Here is a 21,959-nt window from a genome sequence, read left to right as displayed (position 1 = left end):
TGTCAAAATGAATCCGGGTAGCCCAGAAGACGATGCGCCTCGCGCTGAAGGCTGCCTGGCGTGAGCGGCCAGTGCGCAAGCGCGGCACCACCGGCGTCGAGCAGGGTATGAATCGGCCAAAGCCCCTGAACGGAGTTGCCGACCCACAGCGCCTCGACGCCCAAAAGCGCGCGCGCGTCGATCTCGGCAACCTCGACGTGGCCCTGCTCGATCAGCGCGTCGCGAAGCGTTCCCGCCACGCCGCACTGCTCGAGCATTGGGGTGAACACTCGCCCGCGGTCACGCCAGAACACGTTCATGCTGACCGCCTCAATGAGCAGCCCCTGGGTATCGAGCAAAAGTCCTTCGTGAATGTCCGGGTCACGCCACTCCTGGCGCGCCAGCACGTTCTCGAGCCGGCTCAGATGCTTGATGCCCGAAAGCCGGGGCTGATGGCCCAAGCGCAGCTCGCAAAGTCGCACGCAGGCGCCGTGGCGCCAGCGCTCGACCGGAGCGGTAAAGGGGCGATAGCTCACTAGCAGGCGCGGCTCGGATACCTCGGGCGTTTGGTACCCCTGGCCACCGCTGCCCCGGGTCACGACCAGCTTGAGCACTTCGAGCCCGCGCGCCGGGTCAAGCGTAAAGCTCGCCTCCAGCGCATCGAGCGAAGGCATGGGAAGGTCGAGCCGTTGACAACCGCGGGCCAGACGCTTGACGTGGAAGGACCACAAAAGCGGCTGGCCCGCGCGCATCAGCACCGTCTCGAACAGCCCGTCGCCAAACGCGAGCCCGCGGTCATCGCCGGGTACGTGGCAGGCCTCGGGCATCGGCGTTTATACCCGCGTGAACAGCAGCGAGCCGTTGGTGCCGCCAAACCCAAAGGAGTTGGAGAGCGTAGTGTCGATGCGCATCTCGCGCGCCGTGTGCGGCACGTAGTCGAGATCGCAGCCCGGCTGCGGGTTGTCCAGGTTGATGGTCGGCGGCGCGATTTGGTCGCGAATCGCCAGAATGCTGAAGACCGCTTCGACCGCGCCCGCCGCGCCAAGAAGATGGCCGATCATCGATTTGGTCGAGCTCACCGCCACGTTTTTGGCCCCCGCGCCGATGACGCGCTCGATGGCCCGGCTTTCGGCGAGATCGCCCGCCGCGGTCGAGGTGCCGTGAGCGTTGATATAGTCGACTTTCTCCGGGTCAATGCCGGCATCCTTGATGGCGTTGCTCATGGCGAGCGCCGCGCCGCGGCCGTCTTCCGGCGGCGCGGTCATATGGAAGGCGTCGTCGCTCATGCCAAAGCCCGAAAGCTCGGCGTAGATGTTCGCGCCGCGCGCCTTGGCGTGTTCGTACTCTTCGAGCACCAGCACGCCAGCGCCGTCGGAGAGCACGAAGCCGTCGCGATCCACGTCCCAGGGGCGGCTGGCCGCCTGCGGGTCGTCGTTACGCGTGGAGAGCGCTCGCGCTGCAGAAAAGCCGCCCAGACCCAGTGGCGTAGTCGCCATTTCGGCACCGCCACAGATCATTACATCGGCGTCACCATAGGCGATGGTGCGTGCGCTGTAGCCGATGTTATGTGTGCCGCTGGTACAGGCGGTGGTGATCGCAATGTTCGGGCCCTTGAAGCCGTGCTGGATCGCCATGTTGCCTGAGATCATATTGATGATCGAGCCGGGCACGAAAAACGGCGACACGCGCCGCGCGCCGCCCTTGTTGAGCGCGTTGTGGTTCTGCTCAATCATCGGAAGCCCGCCGATGCCCGAGCCGATCGCCACACCAATACGCGCGGCGTTCTCTTCGGTGCACTCGATCCCGGCGTCGCTGATTGCCTGTCCACCCGCGGCCATGCCGTACTGAATGAACAGATCCATCTTGCGAGCGTCCTTGGGATTAAGGTACTCGCCGATATCGAAGCCCTTCACCGACCCGCCAAAACGAGTATTGAAACTGCTGGCATCGAAATGCTCGATCGGCGCAATGCCGCTTTTACCCGCCACGATATTGGCCCACGTTTGCTCGACCGTATTGCCCACTGGCGTGACCAGGCCAAGCCCGGTTACCACTACCCTTCTACGCGCCATCAGCTTTCCTCCCGGCATCCTTGGTACAAGACCCAAACGGCCTGCTGTAAAAAATTTCGCCTAGTATACCGGAGATTGGCCAACGAATTCACTTAACCGCCGACACAAAAAAGCCGCCCCGGATGGGGGCGGCTCTTTTTTCTCCAGACATCGACTGCCTGTCTGGACGATCGCGTCGATCAGCCCTTACTGATGGGCGTTGACGTAGTCGATCGCTTCCTGAACCGTGGTGATCTTTTCGGCTTCTTCGTCAGGAATTTCGGTGTCGAATTCCTCTTCCAACGCCATAACGAGCTCTACGGTGTCAAGCGAATCAGCGCCCAGATCTTCGGTGAACGAAGAGCTATTCTGGATATCCTCTTCCTTGACGTTCAGGCGCTCGGCCACGACTTTTTTAACGCGCTCTTCAATGGTACTCATCAACGTACTCCAGTCATTCACAGTTAGCCGTTATTGATAACCAGCTATATCGGGAACCGCTAGCCAAAAGCTGCGGGTAGTTTATAGACGCCCCAGAGTCGACGCAACCGTCGAATCCGGGCCATCAACGCATATTCATACCGCCGTTCACGTGAAGCGTCTCGCCGGTAATGTAGCCTGCCGCGTCGCTGGTCAAAAAGCCCACCGCCGCAGCGATCTCTTCCGGCCCGCCCAGGCGCGCCAGAGGAATCTGTTTCAACAGCGCTTCGTGCTGCGCTTCGGGCAGCGCCTCGGTCATATCGGTTGCGATAAACCCTGGCGCCACGGTATTGACGGTGATCGCACGAGACGCGACTTCCCGCGCCAGCGCCCGGCTAAAGCCCTCCATGCCCGCCTTGGCGGCCGCATAGTTGGTCTGGCCCAGATTGCCCATGGTGGCCACTACCGAGCTGATCGATACGATACGCCCAAAGCGTGCCTTTGTCATACCGCGAAGGCAAGCTTTACTTACACGATAAACGGATTTGAGATTGGTATCCATGACCGAATCCCACTCGTCTTCTTTCATGCGCATCAACAGGTTATCGCGCGTGATGCCGGCATTATTGACCAGAATGGTCGGGGCACCAAAACGCTCGCCGATCTCCTTGAGCACAGAATCGATGCTCGCTTGATCGGTAACGTTCAAGCAGATACCCGCGCCTTCGATACCCTGCTCTTTCAAATCCGCATCGATCTTTTGCGCACCGGACTCGCTGGTGGCCGTACCGATGACGATGCGACCCTGGCGGCCGAGCTCGTGCGAGATGGCGCGACCGATGCCGCGACTGGCGCCGGTTACCAGCGCAACTTTACTTTCGATGGTCATAACGCTTTGCCTTTAACCGTTTGAGAATCTGACCAGTGTAGCGCCTACGCGCGATGGTCGGCGACCGCTTCGCGGGCAAGCTCGAGGGCCTGCTCGAGACTGTCCGGATCGTTGACCGCCAAACCCTTGATCGAGCGCACGATACGCTTGTTGAGCCCGGTCAATACCTTGCCCGGCCCGCACTCGATGAAAACGCTCGCGTCCTGGTCGACCATCTTTTCGACGCAGGCCGACCAGCGCACCGGCTGATAGAGCTGCTCGATCAGCCGCGTGCGCAGCGTGTCGATGTCGGCGTGAGCCTTTGCATCGACGTTTTGCACGACCTTATAGCGTGGCGCGCGAAATTCGATCTCTTTCATGTGGGCGCTGAGCCGCTCGGCGGCCGGACGCATCAGCGCGCAGTGTGATGGCACCGATACCGGTAGCGCCATCGCGCGCTTGGCACCGGCTTCCTGGCAGGCAGTGATCGCCCGCTCCACCGCGCCCTTGTGGCCAGCGATCACGACCTGGCCGGGCGAATTGTAGTTGACGGCGGCGACCACCTCGTTTTGGGCAGCACTTGCGCACGCCGCTTCCACGGCGTCGTCACCAAGGCCCAGAATCGCAGCCATCGCGCCCTCACCGTCGGGCACGGCATCCTGCATCGCCTCGCCGCGCAGGCGCACCATGCGCACGCCTTCGGCAAACCCCACGACCCCAGCGCACACCATGGCGCTGTACTCACCCAGACTGTGGCCGGCCATGATGCCGGGCCGCGGGCCTTCGAGCTCCTGCCAGACGCGCCAGATCGCAACGCTTGAGGTCAAAAGCGCCGGCTGAGTGCACGCCGTTTTGTTGAGCGCCTCCTCCGGGCCATCCTGGACGATTTTCCACAGATCGAAGCCCAGGGCATCCGACGCTTCCTCGAATGTCGTTCCCACCACGCTGTAGCGCTCGGCCAGCTCGCGCAGCATGCCTGGCTGCTGCGAACCCTGACCGGGAAACACGAAGGCAAGGGGTTGTGACATATCGTTCACCTTTGCTCTAGTAGGCATTTGCTCATTCGAGCACATGGACAAGACGGCGCCGCTGGCAGCCGGCCGTCCAATCAACTTTCAATGCGTTGTTTTATTGCTCGCCCCGCGCGGGCCTCGCTCTAAAAGCAGGCGCTCGACACGGGCGGGCAGACTGTGCGCTACCTGGTGTAGCGCGCGTTCGATCGCGTAGTAAAAACCTTCGGCGTCGGCGCTGCCGTGACTTTTCACCACGCTCGCTTTAAGACCCAAAAGAGTGGCACCGTTATAGCGCACCGGACTCAATTCATGCTGAAGCTGGCGCAACAAGGGCCTTGCCAGCCAACTCGCCAGCCGCCCGCTCGGACGCGACCCAAGCGCCGTTTGCAAACGCTTTACGAGCATACGGGTCAGACCTTCACTCGCCTTGAGCGTCACGTTGCCGATGAAACCATCGCAGACCACCACGTCGAACTCGCCCCGGTAGATATCGCCGCCCTCGGCATAGCCGCGATAATCAAGACCGAGCGACTCGGCGCGCTCGCGAAGACACGCATCGGCCTTTCGCACGCTGGCACTGCCCTTGACTGCCTCGACTCCCACGTTCAATAGCGCAACGCTGGGCTTCTCGATGCCGTCCAGACACTGCGCCATCGCCGCCCCCATCAGGGCGAAATCCACCAGCCGCTCCGGCGGCGAGTCCACGTTGGCGCCGAGATCCAGTAAATAGCAGCGCCCGTTTTGCCCGGACGGAATCGACGTGCTGATCGCCGGGCGCGAGAGCCCACCGCAAAGCCCCACGTCGCGTCGGGCCAGCGCGACGAGCGCGGCGGTGTTGCCTGCGCTCACGCCGGCGCTCGCCTCGCCGCTTTTGACCATCGACAGCATGGCGGCCATGCTGGTGGCGTGGCCGTAGCGTAGCGCCCAGGCCGCAGTGGCGTCCGGACGCACATAATCCGGCGTATCACGAACCACCAAACGCGACGCTGCCGCAGCCAAAGGCCGCGGCAAGCGCTTAAGCTCAGTCGCCAGGCGCTGAGCAGGGCCAAACAGAACCAGTTCAAGCTCCGGGCGTTCGACTACCGCCCTGGCAGACCCTTCGACGATACAACGGGGGCCTTCATCGCCCCCCATTGCATCAATCGCTAGGCGCACGTGAGACTGGCTCCGTTTTGCCGTTTAAACAAGACGTGAGGCTTATACCTCGACGACCTTGCGACCGCGATAGAAGCCGTCCGGCGCAACGTGGTGGCGCAGGTGGGTAGTGCCGGTTTCCTTGTCCTGGGACAGGGTCGGGCCCGTCAGGGCGTCGTGGCTACGACGCATGCCGCGCTTGGAACGAGTTTTACGACTTTTTTGAACTGCCATGGGATGTTACTCCTGGATTAAGTAGGTAAGTACCGCTTACTTCTTACCGTCGGATGAGTCCTTTCCTTTCAAGGCGCCAAGCACCGCGAAAGGATTCGATGCGGGGGCAGGCGCATCGGCTGCGCCGTCCGTCTTGCTGACCAGCTGATCTGACGAGACATGACACTCGGCCTCGTCGTGATAGACCACTTGCGGCAAACTGAGGATGAGTTCGTCCTCGAGAACCGTCAGCAAGTCCAGCTGTTCGTTTTCCACCAGTACCGGCTCGTGACTGGCAGGAAGCTCGGACGCCAGCGCCTCGTCGGCAATCATTCCCAGCAGGAAGTCGCTCGACACGTCCTGGCTTAGCGGCACCAGACAGCGGCGACACGCAAGCGAGAGCGTTGCACGCACATGGCCACGAATTTCACGACGACCCTGGGCATCGATACCAAACGCAAGCGATGCAAAGCATTCGCCGGTTTGTTCACCAGCCTCTTCGGCCAAACGGGGCATTCTATCGAGCGCCACTTGGCCTTCGAGTCGTTCGTCGCGGGCGGCGAGCTTATAAGGCTCGACCCGACTGGGGAGTTGTGAGGTCAACATAGGCGCGCAATGATAGGCACTCGCCGCGGCCCTGTCAAAGCCGTACCACCATTTCTTTGCCCTTTTAGGCGTTAATCTCACACGTTTTACGCAAGGCGGTATAAAAAGCGTTATCAATGGGTATTAAAACGTTCTAAAAAGCGCTTTCCTCTTTAAGCGCCCGCCTGCCTAAAGCTACGTTGAGTCATCCAGCACTACCCTGGCGGGCTGTTTTTAACTACTGTTTTAGATCAGGTTTTCAAAGTCTTTTATAAACCGCCTTGCACCGCGTTTTAAAACTTGTGGGCGACAGCGGTTTAATACAACCCGGACGAGTGCTTTTACCGAGCTGACCGACTTTTGAATACTGACGTTTTATAACGCCCTTTAAAGGCCCAAGGAGAACACCGTGCCCGAAGTCGCCAATGCCCCGCTCGTACTCGCCTCGAGCTCCCGCTTTCGCAAAGCGCTGCTCGACCGCCTCCAGCTTCCTTACCAGTGCCGCTCGCCGGATATCGACGAAACGCCTGAGTCGAATGAGTCGCCAGAGGCGCTGGTGCACCGCCTGGCGCTGGGCAAGGCGAGCGCCGTTGCCGATGAGTTTCCCGACCACCTGATCATCGGCTCGGACCAGATCGCGCTGTTCGACGGCGAGATCCTCGGCAAACCGCACACTCATGAGCGCGCCTGCGCCAATCTTTCGCGCTTCTCCGGCCACCGGGTGCGCTTTTTGACCGGCCTGGCGCTGCTCGACACCCGCCGCGGTCAGCACGAGGTCATCGTCGAGCCCTTCGAGGTCGTCTTTCGAACGCTGACTCAATACGAGATCGAGCGCTACGTTGCGACCGAGCAGCCCTTGGATAGCGCCGGCAGCTTTCGCATGGAAGGGCTTGGGATCACGCTGTTCGACGCCTTCGACGGGCGTGACCCCAACGCGCTCATCGGCCTTCCGCTCATGGCGCTATGCACGCTTTTGCGCCAGGCGGGCATGGACCCGCTCGGCGAGCGCGTGGCGACGGCCTAACGCGCCTCGAAACGCAGCGGCGAGCGCGTGGTTTCGACGCCCAGAAGCTCTGCCGCCGCGCCGGTGAAGCCCCGCGTAAAGCGCTCGAAGGGGTCGAGGCGCGGGGTATAATTCTCCCAGGCGGCCTCGTCGACCTGCGCGCGGGCGACCTGCTCAAGGCTACCCAACTCATCGATGAGCCCCAGCTCGATTGCCTGCTCACCGCTCCAGATCAAACCGGAGAAGAGTTCGTCGCTCTGCACCAGCCGATCGCCGCGCCCGGCGACGACGTCATCGATGAACTGTTGATGCGTCTGCTCCAGCACGCCCTGCCAGAAGGCGGCGATCTCGTCATTCAGCGGCTGGAACGGGTCCAGAAACGCCTTGTTCTCGCCAGCGGTCATCACCCGGCGCTCGACGCCGAGCTCATCGATCGCTTCCTGAAAACCGAAGCCCGCGTAGATCACGCCAATGGAGCCCACCAGGCTCGCCGGCGAGGCGACGATGGTGTCCGCCGCCGAAGCGATGTAGTAGGCGCCGCTGGCGCCGATATCCTCGATCACGGCGATGATCGGCTTGTCGCCCTGCTCTCTGAGCCGCATGATCTCCGCGTAGACTCGCTGAGACTGCACCGGGCTTCCGCCGGGGCTGTCGATATGCAGCACGATGGCGGCCGCGCTGTCCGCCTCCCAGGCGCGGTCGAGCCCTTTGATGATGCGCTCCGCGTTGGCCGGCGCATCACCGGCGATCACGCCATGAACCTCGACCAGCGCCAGGTGCTTTTGCGTGGGCGCGGCGCTACCGGAAGTCGGGAAGAATACGCGGTAGAGCGCAAAAAAGAGCAGCGCGAGCACCAGCGTCAGCATGAGAAGACGGAAAAAGAGCTTCCAACGCCGGCTGCGGCGCTGCTCGGTGAGTACGCCGCCGATCCAGCGATCCATCATTTCGATCTGCGCCAGCCGTTGGCGCTCGCGCAGGGTCTCGCTGCTGTCATCCGGCGCGCCCGCAAGCGTCTCGCCGCGCTCGCTTTTGGCCACTTCCGGCCCCTCAGTCCAGCGATCCTCACGGCCGGTCGCCGTATCGTTCTGCGCGTCCAGACGGCGGCGCGGCGGCGGGTCGAAACGTCCCTCGTCGTTGTTCATGGCATGTTCCTGTCAGCGGGATGGGCGGTCGGGCGAGCTACTCGCCTTCGAGCCAGTTGAAAAGATCGGAAACGCTGTGCGCCACCCAGCGGGGCTCGCTTTGGCGAAGTCTGGCAGAGGTATGGACACCGTAGGTGACGCCGACACGGTCCATACCGAGTGCGCGGGCCATTTCAAGGTCATACTCGGTGTCGCCGACCATCACCGCGCGGGAGACATCGATATCGAGCTCGCACAAGAGCTCCTCGAGCATCTGCGGATGGGGCTTCGAGCGGGTTTCGTCCGCAGTGCGGCTGGCATCAAAAAGCTCGCCGCTACCGGTTTCGCGAAAGATCCGGTCGAGCCCGCGGCGGCTTTTGCCGGTGGCCACCGCCAGGCGCTGCCCCGAACGAAACTTGAGCCGCGAAAGCCCCTCCAGAGCGCCGTCGAAAAACGGCATGGGTGTGGTGTTTTCGACCACGAAGTGGTGCGAGTAGCGCTGCCTGAGCGCTTCGGCGCGCTCATCGTCGATGCCCGGGCAGAGCGTGGCAATCGCTTCGGGCAACCCCAGGCCGATGATGTTCTCGATCGCGCCCACCTCGAGTTCGCCCCACTCGGCCTCCCGGGCGGCGGCCTGCATGCAGGCGACGATTTTAGGCACCGAATTCATCAACGTGCCGTCCCAGTCGAAAATGATCAGCTCATAACGCATGGTCGATCCTTAGCGGCGCGCGCGGGCAAGGGCGGATTCGAGCGCTTCGGGCAGCGGCGCCTTCACCGTAACAGGGCGGCCGTTACCGGGCTCGGGAAAGGTCAGCGCGCGGGCGTGCAGAAACAGCCGTTCGACGCCGAGTTGGCGCGACATGTGGCCGCTCTCTTTAGTGGCGTACTTGTCGTCGCCCAACAGCGCGTGGCCGGCGTGGGCGGCGTGCACGCGAATCTGGTGGGTACGCCCGGTCACCGGCTCCGCCTCGATCAGCGTCGCTTTCTCGAAGGCTTCCAGCACCTGAAAATGGGTGCGCGAGACCTTGCCATTCGGGTCGACCCGCACGCGGCGCTCGCCGTTGCCGGCGTCATACCGGTCCAGGCGTGCGCTGACATAGGTCTTGCGCGCCGGCCAGCGCCCGCTGACCAGCGCCACGTAGCGCTTGTCCATGGCGTGCTTTTTGAGCGACTCATTGAGCGTCACCAGCGCCTCGCGGGACTTGGCGAGCAGCAAACATCCGGAGGTGTCACGATCCAGCCGATGAACCAGCTCTAAAAAGCTCAGGTCGTCGCGCACCTGCCTAAGCGCCTCGATCAGCCCGATCTTCACGCCGCTTCCACCATGCACCGCAAGGCCCGATGGCTTGTTCAACACCATCCATTCCGGGCCTTCCATGATGACGCTGCCGATCAGAAGATCGCGCAGGCTGTCGCTGACCTCCTTTTGCGCCTCGCGCGGGGTCAGGCGAAGCGGCGGCACGCGCACCAGATCATGGGCGTTGAGTCGATAGTCCACCTTGACGCGCTTTTTATTGACGCGCACTTCGCCCTTACGCACGATGCGGTAGATCAAGGCGCGGGGCGCCCCTTTTAAACGGGTCATCAAAAAATTATCGATCCGCTGACCCGCCTGTTCCGGGGCGATCTCCACCCACTGCACTTCGCGCCCTTCGGCCATCGCCGCATGCTCCTGGTCGGTTGTGACACTCGTCTGGTCGGTTGTAGAACCATCAATGCCAAAGCGCCCCATTCTAACCCAGTGCTAGCGCCATTGCGTCAATTGCTGGCGCCAGGCTTACCTGTTATATTCCAAATGGCTCATTGGCAGGGCGTGATGCAGGTTGGGTACGCCCGACAGACACCGTTGTTTTCCTGCCCAAGCGCTCTGCCCAAGCGCCTGCCCGTCCAACACGCAGGCCCGAGCGAAGGTCCAATGGAATAGTGTACGCATTACCCATTACCGGATGTAAAAAAACGCAGTAAACCTGCCGCCCGACAGGCGGTAGCGTTCGTGGTGATGCCTGGTTGGCCGCCGCGAAAAATTGGAATATACGTTACGCCCCGGCTCGGGGTTCAAATGTCACTGCTCGAGTTATCGATCGAAAGTGCCATCCAAAACCCGGCCCGGCGCGTCAGGATCAACGCTGTGCCGATACCGGCGTTGACGAATCGATGAATGCCAGGTGTCGGCGGTGTCAGCAGGGCCGGATGGACGTCAACGCCACCGAAACACGTTCTGCCTCCGCCACGTACTCAACGCCTCCTAGCCGCGTGGGCCACACTGCCCCCGGCTCAATGCGTCAGCATAGCCATGCGCCGAGCACAAGCACGCAGCAAAAGCGATTCGTCGACGCCAACGCCTTGACGGCGCATCGGTGCACACGCATTGCGAGACACCATGAAAAGAATGCTCATCAACGCAACCCAGCCCGAAGAGCTGCGGGTTGCGCTCGTCGACGGTCAACGCCTGTACGATCTGGATATCGAATCCGGCGCCCGCGAACAGAAAAAAGCCAATATCTACCGCGGCAAGATCACCCGGGTCGAGCCCTCTCTGGAAGCGGCGTTCGTCGACTTCGGCGCCGAGCGCCACGGCTTTTTGCCGCTCAAGGAGATCTCACGCGAATACTTTCTGAAAGACGTTTCCGGGCGCCCCAGCATCAAGGAAGTGCTCAAGGAAGGTCAGGAAGTCATCGTTCAGGTCGATAAAGAGGAGCGCGGCAACAAAGGGGCGGCGCTGACCACCTTCATCAGCCTGGCCGGACGTTTTCTGGTCTTGATGCCCAACAATCCGCGCGCCGGCGGCATCTCACGGCGTATCGAAGGCGATGATCGCAGCCAGCTCAAGGATGCGATGTCGCAGATGACCGTGCCGGACAAGATGGGGCTGATCGTGCGTACCGCCGGCATCGGGCGCAGCGCCGAAGAGCTTCAGTGGGATCTGGACTACCTGGCCCAGGTGTGGGAATCGATCACTGCCGAAGCCTCCAAGCGTCCGGCACCGTTTCTCGTTTACCGTGAGTCCAACGTCATCATTCGCGCCATGCGCGACTACCTGCGCCAGGACATCGGCGAGGTGCTGATCGACAGCCCCGACATTCACGCCGAGGCGCTGGGCTTCATTCGCCAGGTAATGCCGTCGTATCAGCAGAAGATCAAGCTCTACACCGACGAAGTGCCGCTGTTCTCGCGCTTTCAGATCGAATCCCAGATCGAAACGGCGTATCAGCGCGAAGTGAAGCTGCCCTCCGGCGGCTCGATCGTGATCGACCATACCGAGGCGCTGGTCTCCATCGACATCAACTCGGCGCGCGCCACCCGTGGCAGCGACATCGAGGAAACCGCCCTTCAGACCAACTCGGAAGCCGCTGACGAGATCGCCCGCCAGCTGCGCCTGCGCGATATCGGCGGGCTGGTGGTCATCGATTTCATCGACATGGGCCCGGCGCGCAACCAGCGCGAAGTCGAAAACCGCATGCGCGACGCGCTCAAGCTCGACCGTGCGCGCGTCCAGATCGGACGTATCTCGCGCTTCGGCCTGATGGAGATGTCGCGCCAGCGTCTGCGCCCCTCACTTGGCGAAACCAGCGGCGGGGTCTGCCCGCGCTGTGACGGCCAGGGCAGTATTCGTGACGTACGCTCACTGTCGCTTTCGATCATGCGTTTGATCGAAGAGGAGGCGATGAAAGAGCGCAGCGCCCAGATTCGCGCCATTCTGCCGGTGCCGGTCGCCACTTTCTTGCTCAACGAAAAGCGCAGCGTGCTCGCCGATATCGAAGCGCGTCAGGACGTTCGCGTGGTGCTCTTACCCAACCCGGACATGCACACGCCACACTACGACGTGCAACGCCTGCGCTCGGATCACCTCGACGAGGACGAAAGCCATACCCTTTCGAGCTACGAGCTCTCGATGGAGACCGAGGTCGGCAAGGAGCCGGATGCAAGCTTCGCCCCGCCGGCCCAACGCGCCGAAGCCGCGGTCAAGACCGTCGCTCACAACGCCCCGGCACCAGCATCGCTGCAAACCGATACCGCCCCCGCTCCCGCCGCCAAATCCGAGGCGCCGGGCAATGCGGAGACCGGCGTACTGGGCCGCTTGATTCGCGGCTTCGCCAAACTGCTGGGCAGCGATGAAGCCGCCACCAGCGAGCAAAAGCCCGCCGCCGAGCCCGCCTCTCGCAAGCCCCGGACAAGCGAAAAAAGCGCCTCCAACGAGCGCGGCCAGGGCAGTGAGCGCGGTCAAAACAGCGAGCGCGGAAAGCCGGCGCGCGAGAAGCGCCCGGACAACGACGCGGCCCGCAGCGAGTCGAGCCAAGCGGAGGCCCGCAGTGGCCAAAGTGCCAAGGGCGACGACGAGTCGAGCGACAAGCGCAGTGGCCCGAACCGCACGCGTAATCGTCGTCGCAACGGCCAGTCCAACAGCGCCCAGGCGAGCAACGCGCAATCCGGCGAGGCGAAGGCCAGCGATAGCGCCAAGCCCGCGCGTCAAGGCGAGCGTGGCGGTGAGCAAAGCGACGCCGGCCAGGCTCAGTCCAACAAACGAAGCGACGGCCGCCGCGACAAGTCGCGCGACGCCAAACCCAAAAACGAGAGCCGCGCGCCCGCCGAGACCGACGCCAAGGCAGCGCCCAAAAGCGAGCCAAAGCCCGAGCCCAAGGGCGAGCAGAAAGCCGATGTCAAGGCCGAGTCGAAGCAGGACGCGCCCAAGGACGATGGCAAGCCCAAGCGCACCCGCAACAACCCGCGCAACCGCTCGCGCAAGCAGGCGATCAACCCGAAAGCCGAAGCCGAGCAGCTTGCGCTTCAGCGCGATGCCGCCAACGCGCCGGCGCCCGCTGAGAGCGTCAGCGACGTGAAGAGTACGGCAAGCGAGCCCGCCAGCGTCGAGTCCCCTCAGCGCGAGCAGGCACCGGCAAACAAGGCGAAGAGCGAGCAAGCGCCTGCCGCCGAGAACGCCCCGGCTGCAGCGCCGGCGCCAGGCACCGAGGACGCTCTCGCCGCGCAGCCCCTGAAGCAGGAAAGCAAAGCACAGGCTTTGCAAGAGACCAGCGAGCCCGTTGCTGAGCAAAAAACGCCGCAGGCAGACACCGCCAAGCCGGAAACGATTGACGCGGCAAGCGCCCCGACGCAGAGCGACATTCAGCCCTCGGCCCAGGCGCCCAAAGCGTCGACCGACAGCGATGCCCTGGATGCCGATACGGGTTCAAGCGCCGACGAAGCGTTGATAAACGCCGAAACCGCCGAGCCGACTCCCGCGGCGGAAAGCGTCGCACCGCAGCCGGAAAAAACCCCGGCCGTCGAGACGCCCGCGACCGTTGATCAGGAAGCGGCTTCCGGCCAAGCGGTTGCCGAGGAAACGCCCAAAGCGCAGCCGGCGCCGACCGACGAACCAGTGCCGGTTGAAAACGATGCTCAGACGCCGAAGGAGCAAGCCCTCGCCTCTTCCGAGGCTCAGGACGACGCCCCTGCCGATGAGACTTCACTCAACGTGAGCCGCGAGACGTCAAACCCGACGGAGCAGCTCGAAAGCGTTGAGCCAGCGCCGAAAGCCGAAACTGCCGCGACGGTCGATGCCAGCGCCGAGGATCAAACCGATCCGAACGCTGACAGCGCCGCCAATGTAGCGGCCGAGGTCGAGCCGGAGGCAGCGCCTGCTGCGCCGACAGAGCGCGCAGCGGCCGAGCCAACCGAGGCGCAAAAGAGCGTTGACGAGGCAAACGCCGAGCCTGCCTCTCAAGGCGACAGCGCCTCCGCCAAACCGGCGCCGAAGCGCCGCCGCCGGGCGCACAACGACCCACGCGAGAAGCGCAAGCAAGGCAGTGCCGGCCAGGAGTAAACCGCGCCCATGAAAAACCCCGCCTCTGGCGGGGTTTTTTTATGTCTGAATCACGTGTTTGGCAGGACGTGCCTGGAAAAACGCGAGCTTACAAAAGCGCTCACAGCCTTCGCGGCTCCGGCTCCAAACGCACGCCAAAGCGGGATTCGACCGTTTCGACCAGGCGCCGGGCGACATCGAGCAGCTCCACACGGCTGCCGCCGCCAAAATGCACCATCACCAGCGCCTGGCGCTCGTGTACCCCAAAGGCGCCGAAGCGCTGGCCCTTGAGCCCGCACTGATCGATGAGCCAGCCCGCGGCGAGCTTATAGCGCCCGTCGGGCTGTGCAAAGCTCGGCATATCCGGGTACCGAGTGCGCAGCGTCTGGGCCGTGGCGTCGCTTACCACCGGGTTTTTGAAAAAGCTGCCGGCGTTGGCGAGCACGTTCGGGTCCGGCAGTTTCTCCCGACGCGTGCTGCACACCGCCTTTGCAACCTGAAGCGGCGTTGCCTCGCTGGTGACTCGTTGGGCCAGATCACCGTAGCCAAGCTTGGGCGCTCCGGTTCGGGAGAGCCGCAGCGCCAGGCGCAGAATCGCGACTTTTCCCGCCAGTTCGCGCTTGAAGATGCTGTCACGGTAGGCCAATTCACACTGCTCCCGTGAGAGCCAGTAGACGCGTCTGGAGTCAAGCGCCATGACCTGTACGCCTTCGAGGCAGTCGCCGAGCTCGACGCCGTAGGCGCCGATGTTCTGCACCGGCGCCGCCCCGCAGCGCCCAGGAATCAGCGCCAGGTTCTCGAGCCCCCACCAGCCGCGCTCGGCGAGCGTCATCACCAGCGTATGCCAGTGAACGCCGGCGCCTACGTAAGCGACGCCCCCATCACCGCTCCGTTCGATCCACCACTGATCGAACTCCAGCGTGATCGCCGCACCAGGAAGATGCTCTGGCAGCAGCACGTTGCTGCCGCCGCCGAGCAGCGTGACCGGCCACTCGTTTTCGCGGCACGTATCCAGCACCTGGCGAAGCTCACCAGGCGTTCTGGGGCGGGCGCCGATGTCCGCCGTGCAGGGAAGCCTCAACGTATTGGCGCGGGTCAGATCCACCCGCTGTTCAAGCGTTGCAGCCATCAGCGCTTTCTCAGCGCTCTAATCAGCCCGTGCGAGGCAGCCTCGATCAGATCCAGGACGTGCTCGAAGCCCTGCTCGCCGCCGAAGTACGGGTCCGGCACCTCGGTTTCGCCGGCATCCGAGTACTCCAGAAAGAGCCCGGTGCGCGCACGGCAGCCGTCAGGCGCCATTGCTCGAATGGCATCGAGGTTATCGCGGTCCATGCCAAGCACGTAGTCGAAGGCGTCGAAATCCTCGCGACGAAGCGTGCGCGCCTTGAGCCCGCCGATATCCACCCCGCGGCGAAGCGCCGCTTTTTGAGCGCGCTCGTCCGGCGCCTTACCCACGTGCCAGTCGCCGATGCCGCAGGAATCGACCTCGACATCACAAGAGAGCCCGCCGTCAAAGAGTGCCTTGCGAAACACGCCTTCGGCGCTCGGTGAGCGGCAGATATTGCCCAGACAGACGAACAGTACCCGCGTCATTGGGCCTCCGTTTGTTCGATGAGTAAACGCACCCGCGCCAGATCTTCAAACGTATCCACCCCGGTGGGGTTTTGCGCGCAGGCCAGCGCCACCTGAATGAAGTGGCCGTGCTGAAGCGCTCTGAGCTGTTCGAGCTGCTCCAGCTGCTCGAGTTGGGAGGGCGCCATGTTTTGGTAATCGCGCAAAAAGCTCGCTCGATAGGCGTAGATGCCGATGTGCCTGAGCCAGGCATCGGTACTCAGAAGGCTCGGCTTCTGCGCGAACTGCTCGCGATCCCAGGGCACAGGCGCTCGTGAGAAGTAGAGCGCGCGCCCGGCGTGGCTGCAGGTCACCTTCACCACGTTCGGATTGAATAGCGTCTCGACATCCACGATCGGCTCGGCAAGCGTGGCGATCGACGCCTCAGGGTCGTCGGCCAGCCGCCCGGCCACCTGGTCGATCAGCGCCGGCGGAATCAAGGGCTCATCGCCCTGGACGTTGACGATCAGTGTGTCGTCGTCGAGGCCCAGCCGCTCGGCCACTTCCGCCAGGCGGTCGGTGCCGGAGGGATGATCAGCGCGGGTCATGACGACCTCGGCGCCCAGCGGCACCAGCGCCTCGCGAATACGCTCGTCGTCGGTGGCCACCACCACGCGCTGGGCCTGGCTCTGGTTGGCGCGGCGCCAAACGTGGGCCACCATTGGTTCACCGGCGATCTCCAGAAGCGGCTTACCGGGCAGGCGCGAGGAGCCAAAGCGCGCCGGAATGACGACGACGAAATCCGTTGAGCCTGCCATTTACGCCTGCCCCGTGCGTCCCGGGGAGGTGTTGAGCTTCTCGTCGGCGCTGAGTACGCGCGCCTCTTCCGGCAGCATTACCGGGATACCCTCACGAATCGGGTAGGCCAGCCCATCGTAGTAGCAGATGAGCTCCTGCGCGTCGCGGTCATACTCGAGCTTGCCGTTACAGAGCGGGCAAACCAGCATTGCCAAGAGTTCCTTATCCATGAACGCCTTCCTCGTGTGTGTGGGTCGATAGTGATTCATTCGGGGGCCGCGTGGCCAGCGCGTCGGTAAGCCAAACGCCAAACGCGTCGGGAAGCTCGGCCTCGACCTCCAGCGCCCAGCTCTCTTTTGGTGCCAACGTCCGACACTTTACCGCGTCCTTGGCCGTCATCACGAGCGGCCTGGGCGGAGTAAACGCAAGCGTTTTGGCATCGAACGCGTGATGATCAGAAAACGCGTGTCGTTCGCCTTCGACGCCAAGGGCCTCCAGCGTCTTGAAAAAGCGTTCGGGATTGCCGATACCCGCCACCGCGTGCACTGGAGACTCGAAGGGGAGCGGTGTGAGCGCGGCGTGCTCGCCGCTGCCCACCCGCTGCCATCGCGCCGGGGCGAGCGTCATCATGACCGGCTCGACGGGCAGCGGTCTTGCGAGAGTACCGTTGACGATCACCGCGTCCACGCTTTCAAGCTTGTCCGCCGGCTCCCGCAGCGGCCCGGCGGGCAGGCAGCGCCGGTTGCCAAGCCCCCGCACGCCGTCGACCACCAGAAGCTCGATATCGCGGCCCAGCGCCAGATGCTGCAGGCCATCGTCACTGATGATGATGTCGCAGCCGCGCTCGATGAGCGCCTGGGCGCCGCGCGGACGGTTCGGGTCCGCCGCCACGCACGCGCCGGTTTGGCGAAAGAGCATCAGCGGCTCGTCGCCGCAGTGCTCGACCGGGGTCGTTTCCTCCACGATCAGCGGATAAGCCGGCGCGCGGCCGCCGTAGCCTCGCGTGACGATGCCAGGCGTATAGCCCTGACGCGTCAAAAAAGCGGCAAGCCAGGCCACCAGCGGCGACTTGCCGGTACCGCCGAGGGTGATGTTACCCACCACGATGACCGGCACCGGCGCGCGCCAGACGCTTTTTTTACCCGTGCGATAGGCGCGAGCGCGGCGCTTGATCACGGCGCCATAAAGCGCGCTCAAGGGCAGAAGCGGTAGAAGCCAGGGCGCCCGGGAGAGACGCTCCCGGTAGACCCCGTCGAGCCAGCGGCTGGCAAGGCTCACGCGTACTCCTGAAACTGTATCTGGTGGAGCGCGGCGTAAGCGCCTTGGCGCTCGAGCAGCGCCTCGTGAGTGCCCTGCTCGACGATCCGCCCCTGGTCCATCACGACGATGCGATCGGCGCGCTCGATGGTAGAGAGTCGGTGAGCGATCACCAGCGTCGTGCGGCCTTTACAGACGTACTCGAGCGCCTTTTGAATATAGCGCTCGGATTCGGAATCGAGCGCCGAGGTCGCCTCGTCGAACACCAGAATGGGCCCATTGCGATAGATCGCACGGGCAATCGCCAGGCGCTGGCGCTGGCCGCCGGAAAGCGTGAGGCCATTTTCGCCGACCACCGTATCAAGGCCCTGCGGAAGCTGGTCGATGAACTCGCTGGCGTAGGCCGCCTTTGCAGCCTCCTCGATGCGCGCCCGGTCTGGCGCGTCCTCGCCGTAGGCGATATTGGCGGCGATGGTGGTGTTGAACAGCGTGACCTGCTGCGAGACGATCGCGATGTGCTTTCGAAGCGCACCGAGCGCGTAGTCGTCGCTATCGACACCGTCGATGAGCAAACGCCCCTCGGATGGCCGATAAAAGCGCGGCAAAAGCCCGACCAGCGTGGACTTGCCGCCGCCGGAGCGCCCCACGATGGCGATCATCTCGCCCGGCGCGATGTGCAGGTCGATGTCGTGGAGCACGTTGGGCTGCTCCTCATCGTAGCGAAAGCTCACGTTTTCAAAGCGCACCTCCCCCTTGAGCGTTTCGGGCATCAACGTGCCGTTATCCGGCTCGGTGGACAGATCCACCACCGCGAACAGCTCGGAAGCGGCGGCCAGCCCCTTTTGAATGTCGCCGTTGATTTCGGTGAGCTGGCGCACCGGCTTGATCATCAGCGCCGCGGCGGTGATGAAGGCCACGAACTCGCCTGGCGTCATGTCGGCCAAAAAGGCCGGCGCCATGGCAAGCCACACCAGTAGCGCCATGGAAATCGCCACCAGCATCAAAATCACCGGCGAGCTGATCGCCTTGGTCATCGCCTGCTTCATGCTCTGGCGGCGGTTCTCTTCACTGGCGCGCTCGAAGCGTTTTTTCTCGAAGGTCTCGGCGCCGTGGGTGCGCACTACCCGATAGCCGGAGAGCGCCTCTGATGCCACGTGGGTCACATCGCCCACAGAGTTCTGTATCCGCTTGGAAATCTTGCGAAAGCGCTTGCTGACGAAGCTCACGACCACGGCGATCACCGGAGTCACGGCCAAAAAGAGCAGCGTCAGCATCCAATTGGTCCAGAGCAGATAGAGCACCAGCCCGACGACGAAGAGCCCTTCGCGCAGAATCACCGTGACCGCGTTGGTTGCCGCACCCGCGACCTGCTCGACGTGGTAGGTGACGCGCGAGACGAGATGACCGCTCGAGTGCTGATCGAAAAAGCGCCCGGGCAGATGCAGCATGTGATCGAACACGTCGCAGCGCAGCGTATGAATCACGTAGCGACCCACATACGCCATGTAGTAGGTGCTCAAGAACGTTCCTACCCCGCGGGCGGCGAACATCAGCACCACGAACAGCGGCAAAAAGAAGCGAAAGGCGGCGTCCGGGTTCTGTATCCCGTCGATCAGGCGCTTCATCATCTCGGCCAGCGCCGTGCTGGACGCGGCGTAGATCACGAAACCGATGATCGCCAACGCAAACATTTTCCAATGGGGTTTTACGTACTCCAACAAGCGTTTGTACAACGCCCAGCTCGAATCGGTCACGCGTGCTCCAGCCCTAAAGTGCAGTGCGCCGAATTCTACCCTAAGGCGCGGCGTATCAACACCGCTTGCGCCCTTTCACCGACGCGCGCGCCGTTTCGACGCGTATTGCTTGGCCCCTCTCGACATGAAATGTCAGCGCTCCGTCCTCCGCGGTGCTCCAAAGGCAGCTCCCCACGCTTTGATACCGGCGCACCACCTCATCCGCCGGATGGCCAAAGGCGTTGTCACGCCCGGCGCTGAAGATCACATGCCCAGGCGCACTTTCACGTACGAACTGTACCCCGGAGCTCGAGCGGCTGCCGTGGTGGCCCGCCACCAGCACGCTGACCGGGGACTTCAAATCACCGATCAGACGCCGCTCGGTCTGGCGCCCGACGTCACCGGTGATCAATAGCCGATGTTCGCCCACGCTGACCTCGAGCACGCAGGAGCGCTCGTTAGGCGTGAGCGCGTTCTCCCCGGCCGGTGGCCAGAGCACGCGGTACGCGATTTCGTCGTGTGTCCAGTGCTGGCCTCGGGCGCAGGGCGTAAACGGTGCGGCTACCGCCTCGCCTTCGGGCGCCTGCCAGGCCGTAACCTTGTGTTCGCTCAAAAGCGCCCGAACGCCGCCGGCGTGGTCGCTGTCACCGTGGCTGACGATCACACGATCGAAGCGCTGTCCCGGCGGCCATAAGGACTCGATCGGCATGAACCCGCTTCGAAAACGCGGACCGGTATCGTACAAAAGCCGCTGTGTGGCGCTTTGAAGCTCGATGAGCTGGCCCTGGCCTACATCGAAAACGGTGACGCGCAAAACCCCGGGCGCAAGCGATTTGGGCTGGGAGAAAAACAGCAGCGCGACGGCCACCGCGCAGGAGGCCACCCGCAGCCAGCGTGGCACGAAGGCGAGCCCGAAACAGAGCGCCAATAGTAAAAGCGCCGCGGCCAGCGCAAAACGCAGCTCGATTGCGGGCTCCCAAAGCGGTAGCGCTTCAAGGGCGATGCGTAACAGCGCATCAAAAACGTTGAGGGCGGCTCCAAAGCCGCGCCAGACGAGCTCGCCGGCGCCGAACAGCGGCGCCAGCAGCCAGCCCAGCAGCGCCAGCGGAACCATGACCGCGCTCACCCAGGGCACGGCGAGCAGATTCACCAGCGGCGCCCCCGGCGCCACGCGACCAAAGCTGACCAGCACCGCCGCTGCCATCAGCGGCGACAATAAAAGCTGCGTTCGCACCAGCGCCCAGACCCAGCCCTTGACGCCCTGAGGGCGCGCTCGCCCCTGCCAAATGACGATCAGCCACGCCACGGCGACAAACGATAGCCATAGCCCTGGACGCCAGGGTGCAAGTGGGTCGACCAGCACGACCAGTAAAAGCGCCAGCCACCAGGCCTGCCAGACCCCTGGCGCGTGGCGCCCGCTGAGTACCCAGAGCCCGAGCAGCGTCATCACCATGGCGCGCATTGCCGGCGGCCCCAGCCCCGCAAGCGCGGCGTAACCCACGCAGGCAAGCCCCGCCGCGGCCCAGGGCCAGGCGCGCAGCCGCCAGTTTTGCGGCGTTGTCAGCTTGGCCAACAGCCGGCTGATCCAGAGCACCATTGAGGCCACCAGCCCCACGTGCAAGCCTGAGATGACCACCAGGTGCGTGGTGCCGGTGGCGTTCAAGAGCGTCCAATCGTCCTGGGTCAACCGCTGGCTCGCGCCCAGGCTGAGCGCGGCGAGCCAGCGTTTGGTGCGTGCATCCAGGGAAGTGGCGTCGATATGTGCAAGTGCAAGTGACCTCAACGTCGAACGCTCTGGGGTGATCAACTGCGGGGCCGGGGCCGGGCGCACGTAGCCGGTGGCATGGATGCCCTCGCGCCAGAGCCAACGAGCGTAATCGAAGCGATGTGGGTTTTTGAACCCGCCGGGCGGGCGCAGGCGAAGCGTGAGCCGCCAGGTTTGGCCCGCTTCAAAGGCGGTATCGCCGTAGGCGCTGACGCGCACGCGATCGAGCCCGGAGCACGCCAGGCGCTGCGCCGGGCTTTCGCACTCGAGCAGCTGCAGGTTTAGCCGGCTCAAGCCTTCATCGCGCTGCGCCTCATCGATGCGCGCAATGACGCTGAGATCCTCGCCGCCGAGCCCCGCCGGCAGGGTTCGCTGCCACTCGAGATGAACGCCGAACAGTACCCAGCCGCCGGCCAGCAGCGCGGGCAGCACCCGGGGAACGCGATTGACGAGCAAAAGCGTGGCCACCAGCACCGCGCCGAGGGCGGGCAGTAAACGCCCTTCGGCGCCGCTGTACTCGGCAAGTATCGCCGCGCCGAGCGCTGCCATGGCCGCCGGCGCGACCACCCCTGTTCGCATGTTCCCCCCCATACCGGTACGTGACGACCGGCGTAGCCTTCGCGGCGCGCGATGTGGATAATGGAGCGCACTATCTCAAAGAGTAACCG

At 63.7% G+C, this 21,959-nt stretch carries 20 protein-coding genes; 2 read left to right on the top strand and 18 right to left on the bottom strand.

Going from position 1 to position 21,959, the window contains the following annotated elements:
- Positions 1-2: 2 nt before the first annotated feature.
- The 8 genes from pabC to RN346_RS07450 all read right to left on the bottom strand — a co-directional run bounded on the left by pabC (position 3) and on the right by RN346_RS07450 (position 6,284).
- The gene (gene pabC, locus RN346_RS07485) at positions 3-806 is read right to left on the bottom strand and encodes an aminodeoxychorismate lyase (RefSeq protein WP_311962592.1); all 804 of its coding nucleotides are present in this window, start codon (positions 804-806) and stop codon (positions 3-5) included.
- A 6-nt stretch (positions 807-812) separates the two neighbouring features.
- Positions 813-2,051, bottom strand: coding sequence for a beta-ketoacyl-ACP synthase II (gene fabF, locus RN346_RS07480; RefSeq protein ID WP_311962591.1), 1,239 nt, complete (start codon positions 2,049-2,051; stop codon positions 813-815).
- Between the two features lie 186 nt (positions 2,052-2,237).
- Positions 2,238-2,471, bottom strand: a complete 234-nt coding sequence (gene acpP, locus RN346_RS07475; protein WP_008956801.1) for an acyl carrier protein — start codon at positions 2,469-2,471, stop codon at positions 2,238-2,240.
- A gap of 124 nt (positions 2,472-2,595) precedes the next feature.
- The gene (fabG, locus tag RN346_RS07470) at positions 2,596-3,339 is read right to left on the bottom strand and encodes a 3-oxoacyl-ACP reductase FabG (RefSeq protein WP_263584255.1); all 744 of its coding nucleotides are present in this window, start codon (positions 3,337-3,339) and stop codon (positions 2,596-2,598) included.
- 44 nt (positions 3,340-3,383) lie between these two features.
- On the bottom strand, positions 3,384-4,346 hold the full coding sequence (gene fabD / locus RN346_RS07465; protein WP_311962590.1) for an ACP S-malonyltransferase: 963 nt from the start codon (positions 4,344-4,346) through the stop codon (positions 3,384-3,386).
- Between the two features lie 87 nt (positions 4,347-4,433).
- Positions 4,434-5,486, bottom strand: a complete 1,053-nt coding sequence (gene plsX, locus RN346_RS07460; RefSeq protein ID WP_263584257.1) for a phosphate acyltransferase PlsX — start codon at positions 5,484-5,486, stop codon at positions 4,434-4,436.
- A gap of 42 nt (positions 5,487-5,528) precedes the next feature.
- The gene (rpmF, locus tag RN346_RS07455) at positions 5,529-5,699 is read right to left on the bottom strand and encodes a 50S ribosomal protein L32 (protein ID WP_252107626.1); all 171 of its coding nucleotides are present in this window, start codon (positions 5,697-5,699) and stop codon (positions 5,529-5,531) included.
- Between the two features lie 36 nt (positions 5,700-5,735).
- Complete coding sequence (locus tag RN346_RS07450; RefSeq protein WP_263584258.1) at positions 5,736-6,284, bottom strand: YceD family protein; 549 nt, start codon at positions 6,282-6,284, stop codon at positions 5,736-5,738.
- Positions 6,285-6,672: 388 nt separating this feature from the next.
- On the opposite strand from RN346_RS07450, the gene RN346_RS07445 reads away from it, so the two are divergent.
- Positions 6,673-7,287 (top strand): Maf family protein, encoded by a 615-nt coding sequence (locus RN346_RS07445; RefSeq protein ID WP_311960703.1) that lies wholly within the window; start codon positions 6,673-6,675, stop codon positions 7,285-7,287.
- Here RN346_RS07445 and sppA read toward each other — a convergent pair.
- From sppA to RN346_RS07430, 3 genes are read right to left on the bottom strand one after another with little or no spacing between them, the layout of a single operon-like run.
- Entirely contained in the window at positions 7,284-8,408 is a 1,125-nt protein-coding gene (sppA, locus tag RN346_RS07440; RefSeq protein WP_311962589.1) for a signal peptide peptidase SppA, read from the bottom strand. The genes RN346_RS07445 and sppA overlap by 4 nt on opposite strands.
- Before the next feature lie 37 nt (positions 8,409-8,445).
- The gene (locus tag RN346_RS07435) at positions 8,446-9,099 is read right to left on the bottom strand and encodes an HAD-IA family hydrolase (RefSeq protein WP_311962588.1); all 654 of its coding nucleotides are present in this window, start codon (positions 9,097-9,099) and stop codon (positions 8,446-8,448) included.
- Between the two features lie 9 nt (positions 9,100-9,108).
- Positions 9,109-10,050 carry an RluA family pseudouridine synthase gene (locus RN346_RS07430; protein ID WP_311960702.1) on the bottom strand — a complete coding sequence of 314 codons (942 nt, stop codon included), beginning with the start codon at positions 10,048-10,050 and terminating at the stop codon, positions 9,109-9,111.
- A 720-nt stretch (positions 10,051-10,770) separates the two neighbouring features.
- Here RN346_RS07430 and rne point away from each other — a divergent pair.
- Positions 10,771-14,208, top strand: a complete 3,438-nt coding sequence (gene rne, locus RN346_RS07425) for a ribonuclease E (protein WP_311962587.1) — start codon at positions 10,771-10,773, stop codon at positions 14,206-14,208.
- Positions 14,209-14,308: 100 nt separating this feature from the next.
- On the opposite strand, the gene murB is transcribed toward rne, so the two are convergent.
- The 7 genes from murB to RN346_RS07390 are packed head-to-tail and all read right to left on the bottom strand — an operon-like array spanning position 14,309 to position 21,870.
- Entirely contained in the window at positions 14,309-15,316 is a 1,008-nt protein-coding gene (gene murB, locus RN346_RS07420; RefSeq protein WP_311962586.1) for a UDP-N-acetylmuramate dehydrogenase, read from the bottom strand.
- On the bottom strand, positions 15,316-15,780 hold the full coding sequence (locus tag RN346_RS07415; RefSeq protein WP_311962585.1) for a low molecular weight protein-tyrosine-phosphatase: 465 nt from the start codon (positions 15,778-15,780) through the stop codon (positions 15,316-15,318). Before RN346_RS07415 ends, murB begins: the two co-directional genes overlap by 1 nt.
- A complete protein-coding gene (gene kdsB, locus RN346_RS07410; RefSeq protein ID WP_263584266.1) occupies positions 15,777-16,556 on the bottom strand; it encodes a 3-deoxy-manno-octulosonate cytidylyltransferase in 780 nt (259 codons plus the stop codon). The genes RN346_RS07415 and kdsB overlap by 4 nt, the downstream gene beginning before the upstream one ends.
- Complete coding sequence (locus RN346_RS07405; RefSeq protein WP_252107600.1) at positions 16,557-16,766, bottom strand: Trm112 family protein; 210 nt, start codon at positions 16,764-16,766, stop codon at positions 16,557-16,559. It abuts the gene before it with no gap.
- Positions 16,759-17,814 (bottom strand): tetraacyldisaccharide 4'-kinase, encoded by a 1,056-nt coding sequence (gene lpxK / locus RN346_RS07400; RefSeq protein WP_311960699.1) that lies wholly within the window; start codon positions 17,812-17,814, stop codon positions 16,759-16,761. Before lpxK ends, RN346_RS07405 begins: the two co-directional genes overlap by 8 nt.
- The gene (msbA, locus tag RN346_RS07395; RefSeq protein ID WP_311962584.1) at positions 17,811-19,547 is read right to left on the bottom strand and encodes a lipid A export permease/ATP-binding protein MsbA; all 1,737 of its coding nucleotides are present in this window, start codon (positions 19,545-19,547) and stop codon (positions 17,811-17,813) included. The genes lpxK and msbA overlap by 4 nt, the downstream gene beginning before the upstream one ends.
- A gap of 55 nt (positions 19,548-19,602) precedes the next feature.
- Positions 19,603-21,870: a DNA internalization-related competence protein ComEC/Rec2 gene (locus RN346_RS07390; protein WP_311962583.1), complete on the bottom strand. Its 2,268-nt coding sequence runs from the start codon at positions 21,868-21,870 to the stop codon at positions 19,603-19,605.
- Between the last annotated feature and the right edge of the window lie 89 nt (positions 21,871-21,959).

This window comes from Halomonas sp. PAMB 3232, from assembly GCF_031954225.1.
Classification (GTDB): domain Bacteria; phylum Pseudomonadota; class Gammaproteobacteria; order Pseudomonadales; family Halomonadaceae; genus Vreelandella.
This window is presented reverse-complemented; position numbering and strand designations above follow the sequence as displayed.

Coding starts and splice junctions, on each gene's coding strand:
- RN346_RS07450 (WP_263584258.1), bottom strand. CDS start 6,284: ATGTTGACCTCACAACTCCCCAGTCGGGTCGAGCCTTATAAGCTCGCC.
- rne (WP_311962587.1), top strand. CDS start 10,771: ATGAAAAGAATGCTCATCAACGCAACCCAGCCCGAAGAGCTGCGGGTT.
- murB (WP_311962586.1), bottom strand. CDS start 15,316: ATGGCTGCAACGCTTGAACAGCGGGTGGATCTGACCCGCGCCAATACG.
- acpP (WP_008956801.1), bottom strand. CDS start 2,471: ATGAGTACCATTGAAGAGCGCGTTAAAAAAGTCGTGGCCGAGCGCCTG.
- RN346_RS07405 (WP_252107600.1), bottom strand. CDS start 16,766: ATGGATAAGGAACTCTTGGCAATGCTGGTTTGCCCGCTCTGTAACGGC.
- kdsB (WP_263584266.1), bottom strand. CDS start 16,556: ATGGCAGGCTCAACGGATTTCGTCGTCGTCATTCCGGCGCGCTTTGGC.
- RN346_RS07390 (WP_311962583.1), bottom strand. CDS start 21,870: ATGCGAACAGGGGTGGTCGCGCCGGCGGCCATGGCAGCGCTCGGCGCG.
- pabC (WP_311962592.1), bottom strand. CDS start 806: ATGCCCGAGGCCTGCCACGTACCCGGCGATGACCGCGGGCTCGCGTTT.
- RN346_RS07430 (WP_311960702.1), bottom strand. CDS start 10,050: ATGGCCGAAGGGCGCGAAGTGCAGTGGGTGGAGATCGCCCCGGAACAG.
- RN346_RS07415 (WP_311962585.1), bottom strand. CDS start 15,780: ATGACGCGGGTACTGTTCGTCTGTCTGGGCAATATCTGCCGCTCACCG.
- fabD (WP_311962590.1), bottom strand. CDS start 4,346: ATGTCACAACCCCTTGCCTTCGTGTTTCCCGGTCAGGGTTCGCAGCAG.
- RN346_RS07435 (WP_311962588.1), bottom strand. CDS start 9,099: ATGCGTTATGAGCTGATCATTTTCGACTGGGACGGCACGTTGATGAAT.
- rpmF (WP_252107626.1), bottom strand. CDS start 5,699: ATGGCAGTTCAAAAAAGTCGTAAAACTCGTTCCAAGCGCGGCATGCGT.
- sppA (WP_311962589.1), bottom strand. CDS start 8,408: ATGAACAACGACGAGGGACGTTTCGACCCGCCGCCGCGCCGCCGTCTG.
- fabG (WP_263584255.1), bottom strand. CDS start 3,339: ATGACCATCGAAAGTAAAGTTGCGCTGGTAACCGGCGCCAGTCGCGGC.
- fabF (WP_311962591.1), bottom strand. CDS start 2,051: ATGGCGCGTAGAAGGGTAGTGGTAACCGGGCTTGGCCTGGTCACGCCA.